Origin of the sequence: Dehalobacterium formicoaceticum, assembly GCF_002224645.1 — a bacterium.
Taxonomy (GTDB): domain Bacteria; phylum Bacillota; class Dehalobacteriia; order Dehalobacteriales; family Dehalobacteriaceae; genus Dehalobacterium; species Dehalobacterium formicoaceticum.
In genome coordinates this window covers 2,488,776-2,507,150 of sequence record NZ_CP022121.1, presented here as the reverse complement: position 1 = coordinate 2,507,150, position 18,375 = coordinate 2,488,776, and the positions used below count along the sequence as shown (strand labels likewise).

The window sequence follows — 18,375 nt, the reverse complement described above, 5'->3', positions numbered from 1 at the left end:
ATCGGTCAAAATTCGGGGACAGGCAAATCCAGGTACGGTTAATGTATTGAACTTTGGATATAATATGCGTAACTATTTGATCCAATTAATGGAATTAGATGAGGAGAACCGCAAGTGTTTCGTAAATTTATCCGTAAAATCAAAGTATTAGGTAATATGGGCAGAAAAAAAGATCGCTTTCAGGATGAAAAAAACTACTCAAATAACCAATCTTTATCAAAAAAGCTGCAGGTTAATTTTAGATCCCTGCAGGAAATTTTTCAAGATGCCAGTGATATTGTGTTCAAAGAATTTAAAATTGGGGAAAAAGATCAAATTAACGCTTTTTTAATTTTTGTGGATGGCTTGGTAGATAATGGCCTGGTTAATGAAAGTCTGTTAAAATCATTGATGCTGTTTGCCCGTGAAATTCCGCCTAACCAAGATATGGATCATGTTTACCTCCAAATCAAAGAAAGCGCCTTATCCATTGCCGGCACGAAAGAATGTGCAACACTGAAAAATGCTGTAGATGCTATTTTATCAGGAGACGTCGTTTTATTCCTGGACGGAGCAGACAAGGCATTAATTCTATCAATTCGCGGCTGGTCAAGCAGGGCGGTTATGGAGCCGGTTACTGAAACAGTAGTACGTGGCCCCAGAGAAGGTTTCGTAGAGACACTGCGCACAAATACTTCCTTGATCCGCCGCAAAATAAAAAGCCCGAATCTGAAGTTTGAGTCCATGAAAATCGGCACAGAAACACAAACGGATATTTGTGTTGTTTATATGAAAAACATCGTCAATCAAGAAATCGTGCAAGAGGTAAAAAAACGTCTGGAGAAAATAGAAATTGATGGTATCCTGGAATCCGGTTATATCGAGTCATTCATAGAAGATGCCCCTTTTTCTATTTTTCCCACCGTGGGCAACAGTGAAAAGCCGGATACCATCAGCGCGAAAATATTGGAAGGAAGAGTGGCAATCCTTGTTGACGGCACCCCATTTGTTTTAGCTGTCCCTTACCTATTGGTAGAGGCTTTTCAAAACAGCGAAGATTATTATGCCCGGCCTTTTTTCAGCAGCTTAATTAGAATCCTCCGTTATATCTCCTTTGGCATCAGCATCCTGGCCCCTGCTTCTTATGTTGCGATCACCACCTTTGAGCAGGAATTATTACCTGCGCCTTTAGTGATCACCACGGCGGCATCTCTGGAAGGGGTACCTTTTCCTCCTGTGATAGAAGCTTTGATGATGGGAGCGGTTTTTGAAATTCTGCGGGAAGCAGGCGTGCGTCTGCCCCGACCTGTCGGTCAGGCTGTCAGCATTGTGGGGGCCTTGGTAATAGGCCAATCCGCTGTCGCCGCGGGTTTTGTCGGTGCCCCGATGGTAATTGTCGTAGCTCTTACCGCCATTGCTTCTTTCGTTGTTCCGGTATTAACAGATGCCGGTGCGATTATCAGGTTCCTTTTAACTGTTTTGGCGGGATTATCGGGGATCTACGGAATCATGCTGGGCATTGCAGTTATTTTAACCCATCTTTGTTCCCTGCGTTCTTTTGGAATGCCTTATACATCCCCCTTGGCTCCGATGAAGCTGTCTGATATGAAAGATGTTTTTATACGTGTTCCCTGGTGGGCAATGCTTACCAGGCCCCGGGCTTTAGGGATGAAGAACCGGGTTCGGCAAAAAAGCAACAGAATGACCGAACAGGCTGAAAATGATCAAAAAAAATAGAGAAGGGATGGATATGAATGTTGGAAGCCGGCCGTGTTACCTATAAACAGCTGATTTTACTGATCTTCATCAGCAGATTAATAGTAGGCTTGACCTATCTCCCGGGAATAACAGCTCCGCCGGCAAATCAGGATATTTGGCTGGTCGGGATATTCCATTTACCTATAGAACTGCTGCTATCTATCCCTATTTATCTTCTTTGGAAGAGATTTCCTGACCAAAGCATCATCCAATATAGTGAGACCCTGTTAGGGATCGGCGGGAAAATAATAGGGGTACTCTATGCGTGGCTTTTTATTCAATATTCGGCGATTACTTTGACCCAATTAGGGTTTTTTATGTCAACAATGATTCTGCCTGACACCCCGCCCCTCTTTATTGTTGCTTCTATGGTGCTGGTTTGTGCCTATGGGGTGCTACATGGTCTTAAAGTCTTAGGGCGCTTGTCGGAAATCATTGCGCCAATTATAATCATTGCTATCATCACGATTTTTGTACTTATAGCTAAGGATATGGATCTAAAAAAACTTACGCCCCTTCTGGAAACAGGGATCTTCCCCATCATGCAGGGGGGGTTTATTGCGGCGGCCCGGTCAATGGAAATTATCGGGCTTGCCATGGTTTTTCCCTGCTTGAACGATCAGGGCAAAGGTAAAACAGTGCTGATCGCAGGATATACTTTACCCGTAATTATTTTTATGCTCCTGGAAATAGTCTTAATATCAATCTTTGGCGGAGAGGCAGCTAAGAAAGCCACTTTCCCTGTTTTTTTGATGATCAGGACAATAAGTTTAGAAGGTTTTTTGGAACGCATAGAATCAGTTCATCTGGCGGTTTGGCTTTTGGGGATATTTATTAAAGTATCATTTTACTATTATTTAGCAGTGCTAAGTATCGGGCAATTATTTGATTTTAAGGAGTATAAACCGCTGATTCTTCCGGTGAGTGCCATTATTATTCCCTTATGTATCATAATTGCCCCTAACTTAGCCGAACTGCGGGTATTTACCGGACATAAAATATTTACCTGGTATGTTTTGTTCTTTTCGGTAGTGATCCCCTCCCTTCTTCTCTTTACCGCTATTTTGAGAAAAAAGGGAGTGCCCGGAAAATGAAGAAGTTAACTAAGTTAATCATTTTATGCTTGATATTTTTATTGCCAATGTCTTTCCTTACAGGCTGTTGGAACAGTAAAGAATTGGATCAATTGTCCATTGTCCAGGCGATCGGTATCGATCGCACGAACAATGAACAAATAAGCCTTACCTCCCAGATTCTGATACCTTCAGCAATTAGTTCACCGGGATCCTCTTCAGGCGGCGGAGGTACAGGGAGAGGCAGTACCGGGGCACAAGGTGTTTTGATATTAAAAAGTACCGGAGAGACTGTTTATGATGCCCTTAAGAATGCCACATATGAAGCAGATCGGAGAATATATCTTCCTTTTAATAAGATTATTGTAATCGGAGAAGATACGGCTAAAGGCGGTATTGCTCCTCTGCTTGATTTTTTCTTGCGTGATCCGGAGCCCAGGGGTAATACCTATATTTTAATTGCCCGTGGAAATGCCGAAGATATCATTAGAACAACCCATAGGCAAGAATCGGTTCCGGCAAAAGCGTTGGAAAATATGATCACAGGTACTCTTAATACATCGAAAGCGGTAGAGGTTAATTTACATGAAGTCTCTATTGCTCTTGCTGATCATACGAGTGATCTTTTTCTTACCGGTATCGAAATGATCAAGCAGGAAGATCAGGGCCAGGAAATAAAAAAGCCCAAACTCAGTGATACTGCTATCTTGGATTATGATAAACTGATCGGCTGGTTTAATGGCCAAGAAACACGGGGGATGCTCTGGATCCGCGGCGAAGTAAAAGAAGGTATTATCGTCGTTCAATCACCAGGCCCGGATAAAGGGAAAGTAAGCTTGAAAATTATTAATGCATCAAGTCAGGTTAAACCAGAAATGAAGGACGGCAAATTGATGATTACCGTCAAGGTTAAAGAAAACGGCACAATTGGAGAACAAATGTCTCCTGCAGCAAATATTGATACCCCTGAATATTTTAAAGAACTGGAAAAAAGACAGGAAAGGGTTATCAAGGAAGAAATAATGGCAGCCCTGGAAAAAGGACAAAAAGAATGGGGTGTTGATATATTTGAATTTGGTGAGGAAGTCCATCGCAAGTTCCCGAAGGAGTGGAAAGAACTGAAAAAAAATTGGGGTGAAGAAATTAAAAATATTGAGGTCAAGGTAGAAGTAGAGTCAAATCTTAGAATGTTTGGTAAAACTACTTCTCCTGAATAATAAAAAAAATAAAGAAGAAAAAGGAGACAAAGGATCAGATGATAATTGCCGTATTAATCCTGATTTTTAGTGTATTGGCCTTGATAGCAGTTCTGGAACTTTTTAAAAAAAGGCAATGGCAGCAATTAATAACAGTTTTAATGCTGCTGGCTTTCGGTTTTACTTTGAGTTTCCTGCTGGCAATTGGCATTGAGGTGCCCAACCCCAATAAAGGAATTGAGTTTCTGATCAAGGGGTCGGGCTTGCCAAAATTATTTGATTAGACTGGTCTCATTTTATTGTTTTTCTAAGACAATATTAATCATTTGCATCACATCGAAAATATTCAAAGCGCCATCTTTGTTGAGATCGGCCATGTCAAATTCTGCTTGGGTATATGTGCTTTTCTCCAACACGAAGTTGATGGTGAGCACAACGTCCAAAATATCCACCTTGCCATTACCGTCCACATCACCGCTGGTAGGGGCCTCAACTTTCTTTTCAATATTCACAGAAAAAGTTACTGTTTTGCCGCCAACCGTAATCGTTAATGTTTGATTGACAGCAGGATAACTGCTATCAAAACCTGTGATATTCCCCGAAGTTATCTGCTCCACCTTTTTGCTGCTGTCACTATAGGTACCGGTTACTTCCAGCCCGGTGATATCCAATGGTTCACCTACGGTATAGACTAATTTCAACGCCGGTTTCGTGATCTTAATGCTTTGCAGGGTCGGCGCAGCAAAATTTTGCAGCAATTTTTCGGCGTTGATTAAGCCATATCCATAATATTTATCAAACCCCTTACTCCCCAGGTCTGTGCAGGTTGCTTTTAAAGCTGCTTCAAACTCTGCTACCGTAATAGATGGCTTACAAGCGACAGCAAGGGCGGCGACGCCGGACACATAAGGTGCGGAAAAGGATGTCCCGTCAGTATAAATGTAGTCTTGACCATCTGCAAACAGCCCAAAAGCAGTTGTGTAGATGTCTTCCCCCGGTGCGGTCACATCGATTTTGTTGTTATACTGAGAAAAAACCGAACGGGTAAGGTTTCTGTTGACGGATCCCACGCTGATAACCCCATCATAGGATGCCGGATAATCATATGCGAAGGTACCATCATTGCCTGCCGCCGCCACAACTATTGTTCCATGGCTGATGGCATAAGAAACGGCATTACGCTCAGCTAATGAAGATTCGCTTCCTCCTAAACTAAGATTAATGACGTCACATTCTATCTCAGTGGCATCATAAATAGCTTCAATTTCATCTGAGGTGTATGTTATTCCACCCCCCGAGTCCACATTCAAAGGGACGATTGCTACATCCCAATTAAGCCCTGCGATACCCAGGTAATTATTTGTTTTTGCTCCAATAATTCCTGTGACATTAGTGCCATGACCGTCATCATCCCAGTAACAGAAATCATCAAAATAATAGTCCCATCCAGCTCTAATGTCCGCATTCACCAGATCAGGATGATCCCGATATACACCGGTATCAATTACGGCGACATAAACTGAATTTGATCCTTTATTAATATCCCAAGCCTGGGGCATATTAATTGCCGGTAAGGCCCATTGGTTTGGATAGTAAGTGTCTGAGGGAATAACACTTGTTTTTTTAACCTGATCTGCCTCAATAAATTCAATGATTCCTGATGTTCGTTGTTCAAAATCCGGGAGATCTTCCAGTATAATCATAAAAGTGCGCTGCTCACTCATACCTAATAGTTCATATGGATATAAATTAACGATGTCAAATATTTCTTGCATCGCAATTTCTTCCTTAAACTTAACAAGATAACGTTTTCCTGTCTCGGCTGAAAGCTCCTTCCGATCCCCTTTTTCTTTCTTTTGTCCTTTGAGAGATTGACTCTTTTTTAATAGATCCTGATCACTAATTTTTTCTTTAGCACTTTTGAGCATTTCTTCACGAGCTTGATCAACGACTATGAAGGGATTGTTATCATCTGCTTGGGCATATGAAACATCGGTAAATCCAAAGATAATCCCACCCAAAATAACTAGCATCAATAAGGCTGAACTTGGCTTTTTACAAAACATTGGACACCTCCCGTAATTATTGCTAACCCCCAGAACTATAGGAAATATTTGTATTTCTACAAATGTTTCCACATCAATCTAAAAATTCCTCTATTTTCATACACATTTTTCACTTCATAAACAGAGTTCTTGGCATCAGGTGGAATTTTTACTCTATCTGATACTTAGAAATCGTTATCCAGGAACTTAAGGGTTTATCAGTGGCAGTTAGTTATCGGATAAAAATATTGAAAGAGTAAATTAAATGGCGGTTTCTGAATTGAAAAAAATTCAATTCAAAAACCGCCCTCAATTTACTCGTTTTTCTTTTAAAGGGGTGATATCAGAATGTTTTAATACACTTTCCTTCGGTTAACAGCATTTCAATGATCCTGATATTCTTGTAACCGGCTTGTTTAGCACTTTCCGCCAGAGCCTCCAGTCCGTCCAGGCCGCTCTCCTTAACCACCGTTGCTTTTTCCAGATTCACGCATTGGCAGCCGGATTCCACTTTGCGAAGATAACCCTGTTCACATTTCATCCCATATAATGTAATCATTTAAACCGTCTCCAAAAGGCTGTTCAGTTTCTTTAATCCCTGTGATGGGTCAGCATTTTGCGCTTCCACCCATTCTTGTAATTTGTCGATTCCCCGATTGGTTCTGATAATTTCTCCTGCTAAATAAAAACCGTCTTTGATGCTCTGGGTCTTGTTAAATATATACAGGATTAAACCGGCATTCAGGCAAACAATGTCCGTGCAGGCTTGGGTCCCCTTGCCGGACAAAATCGACAGCAGACGGAGTGCTTCGTCCCGGCGATTGCCATAAGGACTCAGTTCCTTTTTATCAGGTCGACTAATGCCAAACTCTTCCGGGGTCAGGGTATATTGGATAATCTCTCCGTTTTCTTTTAACTCAGCAATATAGGTCTCTCCGATGGTGGAGGCTTCATCCATCCCTTTAGGACCGGTCCCGTCCATTCCGAAGAGCACGATGGCCCGTTTAAACCCGATTTCCTTCATCACTTCTGCCACCGGCAGTACCAGCTCACGGTCATATACGCCTCGCACCGCATATTTAGGAGCAGCAGGATTTGCCAGGGAAGCCGCGATGTTTAAGGTTGTGCCAAAGGCAATCTGGGATAAAATCCGACCCAAAGCCTGGGGATGCACTTTGGAGCTCATCCCGTTAAAAATGCCAATCCCGGCTTTTTCAATACTGTTTTTTACCAGGTCGGCTTCGCATTCCATTTCAATGCCCAGTTCTTCCAAGAGATCGATGGTGCCGCATGACGAGGTGATCGCCCGAGATCCATGCTTGGCCATGGTCACACCCCCGGCTGCTGCAATGATTGCTGCGGCAGTGCTGATATTAAATGTTTTCATGGAGTCCATACCGGTACCGCTGTTTTCAACCAGATCACCGCTGATGTCGGGGTTCACTTTCACCGTATCCAGTTCATAAATTGCCTCCCAGCTGCCGGCAATTTCCTCGGCGGTTTCCCCTTTTGCCGTAAGCGCCGAAAGAAATGCCCCCTGCTGCAGATCCGGTTGTTGATTCATCAAAACCTGAACAAACATATCTTTCGCTTTGCTGCGTGATAAATTCTCTTTATTAATTAATTGTGCGATCCCTGCTCCAAATTCTCTCATATCCATATGCATTACACTCATTGTCAGTTCCTCCTCGTTTTATCTTTTTCGTTTTATAATTTTTTGTTTGTTAAGTTATTGTTATGTTTATATTTAATTTTGCCATCCTGCCAATTGGTTAAATTAGCTAAATGGTTAAGTCGATGATTAGATTGGTATCATCCCGGCGGGCCACCATTTCAATGCCCTGAACAAGTTCTTCGAAGGGCAGAATCCGTGTCGTCATATCACTCACCCGAACCATGCCGGAGCTTAACAGTTCCAGAGCAGTCCGGTTATGATTTGAGGAGCAGCCATAGGCACCATACACAGCAAGCTCTTTGTAATGAATGAGATTCCAATCTATGTGCGGCGCATCTTCTCCCATGACCAAACCGCTGAAGAAGCCAAATCGTCCCTTCTTACCCAGGACGGCCAGGCTGTCCGCCACCGCCTGGGGGTCCGGACAGCAGGGAATCGCTGCATCCGCCCCCTTTCCTGCCGTAAGGGTCCGAATGCGCTCTACCGCGTTCTCTTCCATCAAGTGTGGAGGTTCCGCAATACCCGCAACGCAGCAGGCCTGACAAAAGATATTTATTTCAATACATCCAATGTGGAGGTTCCGCGCCTGGGACGCCAAGAACCGACACGGCCTTAAGGAATTTCAATACATCCAATGTGGAGGTTCCGCGGTATGCAATTGCCCCGGCAGGAATAGCTGAAAAATTTCAATACATCCAATGTGGAGGTTCCGCGGTTTTTGCTTCTTTCACCTTATCCAAAAATCTTCTATTTCAATACATCCAATGTGGAGGTTCCGCGTTTTTCAACGATCGATTCAAAGATATGTTCATTGGATTTCAATACATCCAATGTGGAGGTTCCGCAAATATTCCTCTTGCATTATTGTTGCAGTTATTCCCATTTCAATACATCCAATGTGGAGGTTCCGCCTTATTGGAGCCTTTGTTACAGCATATAAAACAAAATTTCAATACATCCAATGTGGAGGTTCCGCAGCACATTGAAAAATATAAGAAAGGAGGTGAGTAAAATTTCAATACATCCAATGTGGAGGTTCCGCGTTCGTCCGGGCAGGCTGCCTAAAAGGAGGATAAAAATTTCAATACATCCAATGTGGAGGTTCCGCGCTGATTCCGGTATCACGCTAACTGGCAGTAGTCCATTTCAATACATCCAATGTGGAGGTTCCGCGCTTACAAGGTTAACAAAACCAACATCCTCTATGTAATTTCAATACATCCAATGTGGAGGTTCCGCAAACCTCCTTTCTGTATGATCAAAACAAAAACTTATATTTCAATACATCCAATGTGGAGGTTCCGCGTATATTGTTAGCCTTTAGTTTCATTCTGCTATATTATTTCAATACATCCAATGTGGAGGTTCCGCGGAGTCTATGGGCAGGACGGTAAAAGTCCACTGTTATTTCAATACATCCAATGTGGAGGTTCCGCTTGTTCGTACCTTTATTGTGTAAACCCCACCATTATATTTCAATACATCCAATGTGGAGGTTCCGCGTTCGCACAAATCAAATTTAACACACTCCTGGCAATCATTTCAATACATCCAATGTGGAGGTTCCGCGTGGAGGGCGTATGAGTTTATTAAGCAAAACTGCATATTTCAATACATCCAATGTGGAGGTTCCGCGCGGCGGCTCTGATAGCAATAAATCAGCCCACAGTTTATTTCAATACATCCAATGTGGAGGTTCCGCTTCCCATGTACCGCGAAAAATAAAGCCCATCGTCCATTTCAATACATCCAATGTGGAGGTTCCGCTGTTTTTTAAATTCATCAGCCAGGCTTTTTAATTCAATTTCAATACATCCAATGTGGAGGTTCCGCTGAGAAGGGGAAAATTACTAATCGGGTGTATCGGCTATTTCAATACATCCAATGTGGAGGTTCCGCAAAGCATGCAGCTCATCATCTTTGTTGTTTTTATCGCATTTCAATACATCCAATGTGGAGGTTCCGCGCGGAAGCGGCGTATTTGATAGTACTTGGAATGCGAATTTCAATACATCCAATGTGGAGGTTCCGCTTGGCACCCGCTTTGCTTTCCATGGGGAAACTTCTATTTCAATACATCCAATGTGGAGGTTCCGCAAAATAGGTCAATATTGTTGAGAGCAGTGATTATGCATTTCAATACATCCAATGTGGAGGTTCCGCTAAGGGCATAGTTGGATATATGCACAACTATGATCAATTTCAATACATCCAATGTGGAGGTTCCGCAAAGACGCCGTCACCACTTTATAAGCCACTTCATTATTTCAATACATCCAATGTGGAGGTTCCGCGATGATCAGCGACATGTGTTATCGGAGGCGATCCCAATTTCAATACATCCAATGTGGAGGTTCCGCACATTTAACAGGATTATGAGCACGACAATTGGCTTATTTCAATACATCCAATGTGGAGGTTCCGCATTCATACTCCATGCCGGATGCTACTGCATAATCCATTTCAATACATCCAATGTGGAGGTTCCGCTTAACGCGCTATTCCATACTCACCACCAACGCCGATTTCAATACATCCAATGTGGAGGTTCCGCAAGGTGGGGCTTTCCCCATGTAAATTGCGGTTTTCATATTTCAATACATCCAATGTGGAGGTTCCGCTTCATGCGTTCCAAGATGATTTTGGCTTCAACTTCATTTCAATACATCCAATGTGGAGGTTCCGCTGATAGTCTTTATCTTTTCGTCGTGCAACTCAAAAATTTCAATACATCCAATGTGGAGGTTCCGCGGCGATGAACCCCAGTTTGGTCGATGCTGAAACGGATTTCAATACATCCAATGTGGAGGTTCCGCGAAATAAAATATTCTCGTTCTTTTATATTTTTCTTAATTTCAATACATCCAATGTGGAGGTTCCGCTTCTTTTAATTTCTTTAGACCCAAGTGCTGATATATATTTCAATACATCCAATGTGGAGGTTCCGCGCAGCCGGAGGTGGTGGTGGTGGAGCATATAACCTATTTCAATACATCCAATGTGGAGGTTCCGCATTTCTGGATAAGTACCCCCGACAAAACTTACTTTAATTTCAATACATCCAATGTGGAGGTTCCGCGTTGTTGCAAGGTTATTGCCCAATGCAACAATCGTATTTCAATACATCCAATGTGGAGGTTCCGCGAAGGATCGGGTCAAGCAATGCACTCAATACCTATATTTCAATACATCCAATGTGGAGGTTCCGCATATCCTTGGGTTGTCTACCTTACCAAGGCCGCCAAATTTCAATACATCCAATGTGGAGGTTCCGCAGCGGTAACTCTTATGAAGAAAGAAATGGTGAAACATTTCAATACATCCAATGTGGAGGTTCCGCATATCCCAAAATTTCATATAGTCGGTGACGAGGTTTATTTCAATACATCCAATGTGGAGGTTCCGCTACCTCGTCAATAAATTGAGTCTTTTCTTCTTCGCCATTTCAATACATCCAATGTGGAGGTTCCGCGACCCATAGTAGCATGCTCTATATATCCCATGATTATTTCAATACATCCAATGTGGAGGTTCCGCTCGTGGCCATCGGCTTTCAAATCCCGCCTCAGCTCCATTTCAATACATCCAATGTGGAGGTTCCGCTTTTTCTTGGTAGTCTTTGGAATAACCCAACTTCCATTTCAATACATCCAATGTGGAGGTTCCGCCAAATTACATCATTTAGCCCGTCCAAAATCTGCACATTTCAATACATCCAATGTGGAGGTTCCGCGACGCGGTTATCCCCATGACCAATGGCCTAACATAATTTCAATACATCCAATGTGGAGGTTCCGCAGAGGCGAGGAAATGCGATACAGTTATGTGATATTAATTTCAATACATCCAATGTGGAGGTTCCGCGGCTGGAACAGTACCAGTGCTTGACAGACGAAAAGTATTTCAATACATCCAATGTGGAGGTTCCGCTGCTTTATTCAAATCTAGTGCCGCTAAACCATCACTTATTTCAATACATCCAATGTGGAGGTTCCGCTAATACATTTTTTATCCCTACCGCCAATCCTCTTGCATTTCAATACATCCAATGTGGAGGTTCCGCCGAGACTTAAAGCCAAAACAGATGTTTTTTGCCTAATTTCAATACATCCAATGTGGAGGTTCCGCTGCAGAGGCCGCGAGAAAACTAGGTATAGTAACATATTTCAATACATCCAATGTGGAGGTTCCGCACTTAGATGATATGTTAGTAAAATATCCTAATGTTTATTTCAATACATCCAATGTGGAGGTTCCGCAAAGTATGCCAGAGCAAAAAGAAGAAACGGAAAGGCTATTTCAATACATCCAATGTGGAGGTTCCGCATCAAAAAATGATTCCTCTAATGATTTTGCTGAGTCATTTCAATACATCCAATGTGGAGGTTCCGCGCACCTCTGTTTCATTAAGTAAAATAGATATATTTGATTTCAATACATCCAATGTGGAGGTTCCGCTACAACAGCATTGCCATATCTTCCCATATCTTTAGCATTTCAATACATCCAATGTGGAGGTTCCGCGATCTTCCTAACCTAGCAATCCTATTAAGCAACTCTATTTCAATACATCCAATGTGGAGGTTCCGCACATATAATCTTCAAAAAACTTATGCTTATGTGAGATTTCAATACATCCAATGTGGAGGTTCCGCTAACAAGTTATCTTGATTGGGCAACTGACAAAGGACATTTCAATACATCCAATGTGGAGGTTCCGCGACCTTTTATCTGCGGTTAAAATAGATATCTGTTCCATTTCAATACATCCAATGTGGAGGTTCCGCCATCCTCTCGGTGTTTAAGTTGCTTACACTTAGCTATTTCAATACATCCAATGTGGAGGTTCCGCAAAGTCCTGCTCTGTTATCCAATATTTACTGCATATATTTCAATACATCCAATGTGGAGGTTCCGCTTATAACCCTCCCATAATTTTATTTTGTCGGGACCATTTCAATACATCCAATGTGGAGGTTCCGCTGCTTGTACGAGAGGATATCTATGACGTACAGTTTTTATTTCAATACATCCAATGTGGAGGTTCCGCCGTGTAAACACCATCTAAACTGGTTTTTATATCCTGATTTCAATACATCCAATGTGGAGGTTCCGCAGGAATGACACATGACAAGAGAACAGTTACACACGTATTTCAATACATCCAATGTGGAGGTTCCGCTTGGAGGAAAAGTTTTATACAAACAGATAAATTTATTTCAATACATCCAATGTGGAGGTTCCGCTTTATTCAAAAACAAGAAGAAAAAGCAACTCAAGATATTTCAATACATCCAATGTGGAGGTTCCGCTTTAAAAAGCGAATTAAATGACATTTGTATTTGTCAACTTAAAATTAGGCCATATAGTCATTTAATTTTCGGCCACTAAGAAAAAAAAATTTAGTCGTTTCATAAGCATATTTAGTTTTCAAAGAGCATTGTTTCACGATGAATGCTAACGCGCTATCGCTTGTTACACCCTGTATAAATGTTTATCAAAAACATGATAAACCTTTATACAGGGTTATTGTTTTTTTCTTCATGCCAGTTGCTGTTGTTGTAACCACTCCTTCGTTTCTTTCATGCGGTACGAGTTTCCATTCATGTTGACGATGTATGACTGATGCGTCAACCGGTCAATCATGGCCGCCGTCATCACGGGATCCTGAAAAATTTCACCCCATCGTTCGAAGGATAAGTTGGTTGTGATGATTGTCGATTTGCGACCAGCCCTCAGCGACAAATGGGTAAACAATAATTCAGATCCTTCCTTATCAAAAGATATATAACCCATTTCATCGGCAATAACCAAATCATATTTTTCAAAGCGGTTCTGGAAGGCTCGAAGAGTTTGCTCTGCTCGGCATTCTTTAATCCGGTTAATGAGGAGGGGAACAGTTGTAAACCATACTTTATATCCCTCCAGGCAGGCCTTTAAGCCTAGCCCAATACTCACATGCGTCTTGCCTGTTCCCGGGTTCCCCGCCAGAATAATGTTGCGCCCCTCCTGAATAAACTCTAATGTTTTCAGCTGCTTTAACTTCTTTTGGGCATCATCTGGCAAATCCGCGATGACCAAATCTTCAAGGTACTTTTTATGTGTAAATTCAGCCAGACGAATGCGATTATGCCGCGAGGCTTCCCGACGAGCATCACATTCCTTCTCCAGTAACTGCGCCAGAAATGCTTCATAACTGGCATCCTGCTGCGTTGACTCCCGAACTTGCTCATCCAAATGCTTACGAATCATAGGGAGTCTCAGTTCTTTGCTATATTCCAATATCGCTTCCTTAAACGCCTTGCGCGGCGCGTTACTCATGCAACGTCCTCCTTTGCTTTTGGTGTATGGGTATCAAACATGTCATCGTACATGCGAAGCTGCTGTGCTGACCGCTCTACAATCTCTTTTCCCGTTTTCGAGAGATTTGGTTGAACAACAGGCATCGCGTCACGATTCCTAGCACAAAGCACTTTAATTTTATCCGTAGTCACTTGAGCCGGATGAATTTTCTCCAGCTCCCGAATAGCTTGCTCGACTTCCGCAAATGGGACATCGTCTCGAATATATTGCAATAGCTGTATAAATTCCTTGTCTTGTTTGGTATAATATGTTTCGTATATTTCTTTTATCCTTTTAGGAGCCTGCTGCCATGCCGCACTACCGGCAAATGCACCAGGTTTTTTCCTTAGCGTATCCAAATAATGATTCAGATCAAGCCGCCACTCGTGGTTGCCGGTTAATCGCACATGCTCCGCTACCAAGGATTCCTGATGGAAGCATCGCACCCGGGTCGCATATGCTTTAATCATGATCGATTCACCTACCAAATGATCCGGTACTGAGTAACGATTCTGATCAACGATGATGGTGGAATATTTGTTCACCCGTCCATAAATCACGCGAGCTGCATCAAATGGTGGAAGGGTGGGCAGCAATGCGGGGCGCTCTTCTTCCAATCGTTCCTCCGCCGTCTGGCCGTTGTACTCATCATGGGACTTACGATTACGCTTAGTGCACACATCCTGCAAATATTGATTTGCCTCCTCCAGGGATTCAAATTCGTCCCGAAAAGCGAAGGCTTTTCGGCGAACGACCTCGACGCTTCGCTCCACATGACCTTTTTCGTTGCCCTTGCGAATATTGCAAAACCGATACTGAAAACCATAGTAGAGCGACAATTGAAGCAATCCTTGCGTCGGCTCCTTCTCCGTTCCAATAAACCTTTTCACCGCGACTTTCATGTTATCGTACACCATGGTACGATACACTTGGCCGATATGCTGGAAAAACAGGGCGTGTGCTTCCTGAAAACACTCTGTTGTTTGTTTGGTGAACAGATAAGCAAAGCGATAGTTCCCGTAAGCCGTTGTGAATACGGCCATCTGAAAAACTTGAAATTTTCCATTAATTTTTAGTTTAACCTCACCCCAATCAAATTCGCAAATGTCTCCAAGTTCATACAGAGCCTTAATAAACGCTTCCTTTGGTTTCCGTTCCAAGCTTCTAATGGTTCGAAGAACGGTACTGTAACTTAGTTGAGTACCCTCGGCTTCCAGTGCTTCAAAGATATCAATGGCTTTTTTTTGCTGCTTGTGCCGCCCCTGATTTCGCTTAGTTTCATTCTCGTCAAGATAGAACTGGATCCTGTTCACAACCTCGTCAGTCATTTTTCTTTTGGGTCGAATGCCCACAGTATACTTGGGGGCAGAAGTGAGGGTGTCGACTAGTGCCTGGATATCTGCCGACCCGCTCGACAATAATTGCTGTCTCCCTTCCTCATATTGTCCAATGTACTTTCCTACGGTGTCCCGATTGATCCCTGTTATTTTCGCAATTTCCCGGCGCGATTTCCCTTCATGAATATGCATCATTAAAATTTGTTGCTTGATGTTCATTGTGATCATCTCTCCCAGCCCCTACCTGTTGAATTTCCTCTCAAGTAGGTTAATCTATTGTGGCCGGTTTTTCAATGACTACGGTGGCCTACTATTAGATTACCATAGACAGACATTATCTCTGGCACATTTCAATACATCCAATGTGGAGGTTCCGCCGTTTTGTCTTTTCCGCTTTTCAAGATCCTTGACTCATTTCAATACATCCAATGTGGAGGTTCCGCGCTTAGAGATATACCGCAACGAGAGGAATTTCCGCAATTTCAATACATCCAATGTGGAGGTTCCGCTTCAAATAATCAAGATTATAACAATATTGTACCCAATTTCAATACATCCAATGTGGAGGTTCCGCTACTATCAAAGATACTGAAAATTTAAAGGAGGGTATATTTCAATACATCCAATGTGGAGGTTCCGCGTTATCCACTTCCCGTTTTCGTCCCATTCTTTTATATTTCAATACATCCAATGTGGAGGTTCCGCTAGCTACCGCCATATCCCCAGCCTTTATGGCATTTAATTTCAATACATCCAATGTGGAGGTTCCGCGAGTTTTTCGATAAGAGGTTTAGGAGGTTAAACTAAATTTCAATACATCCAATGTGGAGGTTCCGCATGAGATTAATGTTCCAAAAGGGATCCTATATTGAATTTCAATACATCCAATGTGGAGGTTCCGCTGGGCTTGCATAGAGTAAGGACCTACAAGGTCACTCATTTCAATACATCCAATGTGGAGGTTCCGCAAAAATAAAGCAGAGCATCAATGCATTGTAATAATATTTCAATACATCCAATGTGGAGGTTCCGCAGCCAACATTATCACCTGCAAGGCCGAGTGCAAACCATTTCAATACATCCAATGTGGAGGTTCCGCTATATCCGTTTAATGGATTAAAAAGGGGTTGATATGGATTTCAATACATCCAATGTGGAGGTTCCGCGGACCCATCCGAATACGCAGCCTAGATCAAACTTTATTTCAATACATCCAATGTGGAGGTTCCGCACTGCGAATATTCATGGCCTATATACGGGATATGCATTTCAATACATCCAATGTGGAGGTTCCGCGCCAATGTGATCATGGCATTTTAAAAAAGGAGGTGTATTTCAATACATCCAATGTGGAGGTTCCGCCTTGCGGTGTATCCGGATCAAGAGACGCACCCCACGATTTCAATACATCCAATGTGGAGGTTCCGCTCAAACCCCAGCTGCGATTAAATTTAAGGTAATATTATTTCAATACATCCAATGTGGAGGTTCCGCTCATTTAACCACCCGCCAATAAAATTATTTTCCCTATTTCAATACATCCAATGTGGAGGTTCCGCTACTTTTCCCCCTTCAGGATATAATTCCGGTAATTTCATTTCAATACATCCAATGTGGAGGTTCCGCTGATAAGCATTTTTTAAAAATCCTTAGATCAAAATCATTTCAATACATCCAATGTGGAGGTTCCGCGACTTCGATTTCCTTTTCAATTTCTTCATTAATTCATTTCAATACATCCAATGTGGAGGTTCCGCGGCGAGGGGTATATGGAAGCGTGTAGCGATTATGTGCATTTCAATACATCCAATGTGGAGGTTCCGCGCTTATAGATGTGGGGCAACTAAGGACGCCAACATATTTCAATACATCCAATGTGGAGGTTCCGCCCGCAGCGGACGAGTACAGACAGAAACCTGGGTCAATGATTTCAATACATCCAATGTGGAGGTTCCGCGTCCAGGTACCAATTTCACGAAAGGAGGTGATATTTATTTCAATACATCCAATGTGGAGGTTCCGCTTAAGACATCTAGGCTAGGAGTAATTAGTCTCGCACAATTTCAATACATCCAATGTGGAGGTTCCGCTCTTCCTGCCAATCCTTTATGTGCTTATTTAGCCAATTTCAATACATCCAATGTGGAGGTTCCGCCGTGCCTGGATCAATCAAGGGAGTTCTCCCTGTTTTATTTCAATACATCCAATGTGGAGGTTCCGCTCCTGAGGCGCTACTGTTTAAAGACGGTAGTTTAAATTTCAATACATCCAATGTGGAGGTTCCGCTTCGTCACCGGTAATAATTTTGTAGAGCGGATCAAATTTCAATACATCCAATGTGGAGGTTCCGCTGTTTGCACCAACTCATAACTTATTAAGTCATAATCAATTTCAATACATCCAATGTGGAGGTTCCGCGGAGCTGCTGGCCGCCTTTTTGGCCGTTGGGATCAAATTTCAATACATCCAATGTGGAGGTTCCGCTGAGTGCTAATAATTGGCATGGGTGGCGCGAGTTTATTTCAATACATCCAATGTGGAGGATCGGATTCCGGAAGGCGCAGCCCAAGTTTGACTTATTTCAATACATCCAATGTGGAGGTTCCGCAGCCGGCTCTGGTGTCACGCTAACTGGCAGTAATGTATTTCAATACATCCAATGTGGAGGTTCCGCGGTTTGCTTGGCACTTCTCTTCTCCCCTTTCTTGGATTTCAATACATCCAATGTGGAGGTTCCGCTAAGTCTTTAAAAAAGCAAATGCCCCAAAAAGCCATATTTCAATACATCCAATGTGGAGGTTCCGCAAATATAAGATCTTTTACTTGTGTATAAACAACACCATTTCAATACATCCAATGTGGAGGTTCCGCAAGACAACCAGAAGTATTAATTTGTCTTTTCCCTTTATTTCAATACATCCAATGTGGAGGTTCCGCCCGTTGGGGCAAGCGGCGCGATATCATGCTGTA

The 18,375-nt window shown here is 42.6% G+C and carries 10 protein-coding genes and 2 CRISPR repeat arrays (1 of these 12 cut by a window edge); of the genes, 4 read left to right on the top strand and 6 right to left on the bottom strand.

The window, feature by feature from the left end; genetic code table 11:
- Window positions 1–114: 114 nt before the first annotated feature.
- From CEQ75_RS12040 to CEQ75_RS12025, 4 genes are read left to right on the top strand one after another with little or no spacing between them, the layout of a single operon-like run.
- Window positions 115–1,716, top strand: a complete 1,602-nt coding sequence (locus tag CEQ75_RS12040) for a spore germination protein (protein WP_089610944.1) — start codon at window positions 115–117, stop codon at window positions 1,714–1,716.
- 17 nt (window positions 1,717–1,733) lie between these two features.
- A complete protein-coding gene (locus CEQ75_RS12035) occupies window positions 1,734–2,831 on the top strand; it encodes a GerAB/ArcD/ProY family transporter (RefSeq protein WP_089610942.1) in 1,098 nt (365 codons plus the stop codon).
- Window positions 2,828–4,027: a Ger(x)C family spore germination protein gene (locus tag CEQ75_RS12030; protein WP_089610940.1), complete on the top strand. Its 1,200-nt coding sequence runs from the start codon at window positions 2,828–2,830 to the stop codon at window positions 4,025–4,027. The genes CEQ75_RS12035 and CEQ75_RS12030 overlap by 4 nt, the downstream gene beginning before the upstream one ends.
- A 38-nt stretch (window positions 4,028–4,065) precedes the next feature.
- Window positions 4,066–4,290 (top strand): hypothetical protein, encoded by a 225-nt coding sequence (locus tag CEQ75_RS12025; RefSeq protein WP_089610939.1) that lies wholly within the window; start codon window positions 4,066–4,068, stop codon window positions 4,288–4,290.
- Between the two features lie 12 nt (window positions 4,291–4,302).
- Here CEQ75_RS12025 and CEQ75_RS12020 read toward each other — a convergent pair whose 3' ends face one another.
- The 6 genes from CEQ75_RS12020 to istA all read right to left on the bottom strand — a co-directional run bounded on the left by CEQ75_RS12020 (window position 4,303) and on the right by istA (window position 15,633).
- Window positions 4,303–6,072: a S8 family serine peptidase gene (locus CEQ75_RS12020; protein WP_089610937.1), complete on the bottom strand. Its 1,770-nt coding sequence runs from the start codon at window positions 6,070–6,072 to the stop codon at window positions 4,303–4,305.
- 322 nt (window positions 6,073–6,394) lie between these two features.
- The gene (locus CEQ75_RS12015; RefSeq protein WP_089610935.1) at window positions 6,395–6,610 is read right to left on the bottom strand and encodes a hypothetical protein; all 216 of its coding nucleotides are present in this window, start codon (window positions 6,608–6,610) and stop codon (window positions 6,395–6,397) included.
- Window positions 6,611–7,726 (bottom strand): anthranilate phosphoribosyltransferase, encoded by a 1,116-nt coding sequence (gene trpD / locus CEQ75_RS12010; RefSeq protein WP_198306528.1) that lies wholly within the window; start codon window positions 7,724–7,726, stop codon window positions 6,611–6,613.
- 106 nt (window positions 7,727–7,832) lie between these two features.
- Complete coding sequence (locus tag CEQ75_RS12005) at window positions 7,833–8,225, bottom strand: zinc-binding dehydrogenase (protein ID WP_089610933.1); 393 nt, start codon at window positions 8,223–8,225, stop codon at window positions 7,833–7,835.
- Between the two features lie 55 nt (window positions 8,226–8,280).
- Window positions 8,281–13,038: direct repeats of the CRISPR family, unit length 30 nt; unit sequence ATTTCAATACATCCAATGTGGAGGTTCCGC.
- 229 nt (window positions 13,039–13,267) lie between these two features.
- Entirely contained in the window at window positions 13,268–14,047 is a 780-nt protein-coding gene (gene istB / locus CEQ75_RS12000) for an IS21-like element helper ATPase IstB (protein ID WP_089608935.1), read from the bottom strand.
- A complete protein-coding gene (istA, locus tag CEQ75_RS11995; RefSeq protein WP_089608934.1) occupies window positions 14,044–15,633 on the bottom strand; it encodes an IS21 family transposase in 1,590 nt (529 codons plus the stop codon). Before istA ends, istB begins: the two co-directional genes overlap by 4 nt.
- A 119-nt stretch (window positions 15,634–15,752) precedes the next feature.
- Window positions 15,753–18,375: direct repeats of the CRISPR family, unit length 30 nt; unit sequence ATTTCAATACATCCAATGTGGAGGTTCCGC (it continues 1,283 nt past the right edge of the window).

Bases quoted from the DNA above. Each gene is read 5' to 3' on its own strand.
- CEQ75_RS12035 (WP_089610942.1), top strand. From the start codon at position 1,734: ATGTTGGAAGCCGGCCGTGTTACCTATAAACAGCTGATTTTACTGATC.
- CEQ75_RS12030 (WP_089610940.1), top strand. From the start codon at position 2,828: ATGAAGAAGTTAACTAAGTTAATCATTTTATGCTTGATATTTTTATTG.
- CEQ75_RS12025 (WP_089610939.1), top strand. From the start codon at position 4,066: ATGATAATTGCCGTATTAATCCTGATTTTTAGTGTATTGGCCTTGATA.
- CEQ75_RS12020 (WP_089610937.1), bottom strand. From the start codon at position 6,072: ATGTTTTGTAAAAAGCCAAGTTCAGCCTTATTGATGCTAGTTATTTTG.
- CEQ75_RS12015 (WP_089610935.1), bottom strand. From the start codon at position 6,610: ATGATTACATTATATGGGATGAAATGTGAACAGGGTTATCTTCGCAAA.
- trpD (WP_198306528.1), bottom strand. From the start codon at position 7,726: ATGAGTGTAATGCATATGGATATGAGAGAATTTGGAGCAGGGATCGCA.
- CEQ75_RS12005 (WP_089610933.1), bottom strand. From the start codon at position 8,225: ATGGAAGAGAACGCGGTAGAGCGCATTCGGACCCTTACGGCAGGAAAG.
- istB (WP_089608935.1), bottom strand. From the start codon at position 14,047: ATGAGTAACGCGCCGCGCAAGGCGTTTAAGGAAGCGATATTGGAATAT.
- istA (WP_089608934.1), bottom strand. From the start codon at position 15,633: ATGATCACAATGAACATCAAGCAACAAATTTTAATGATGCATATTCAT.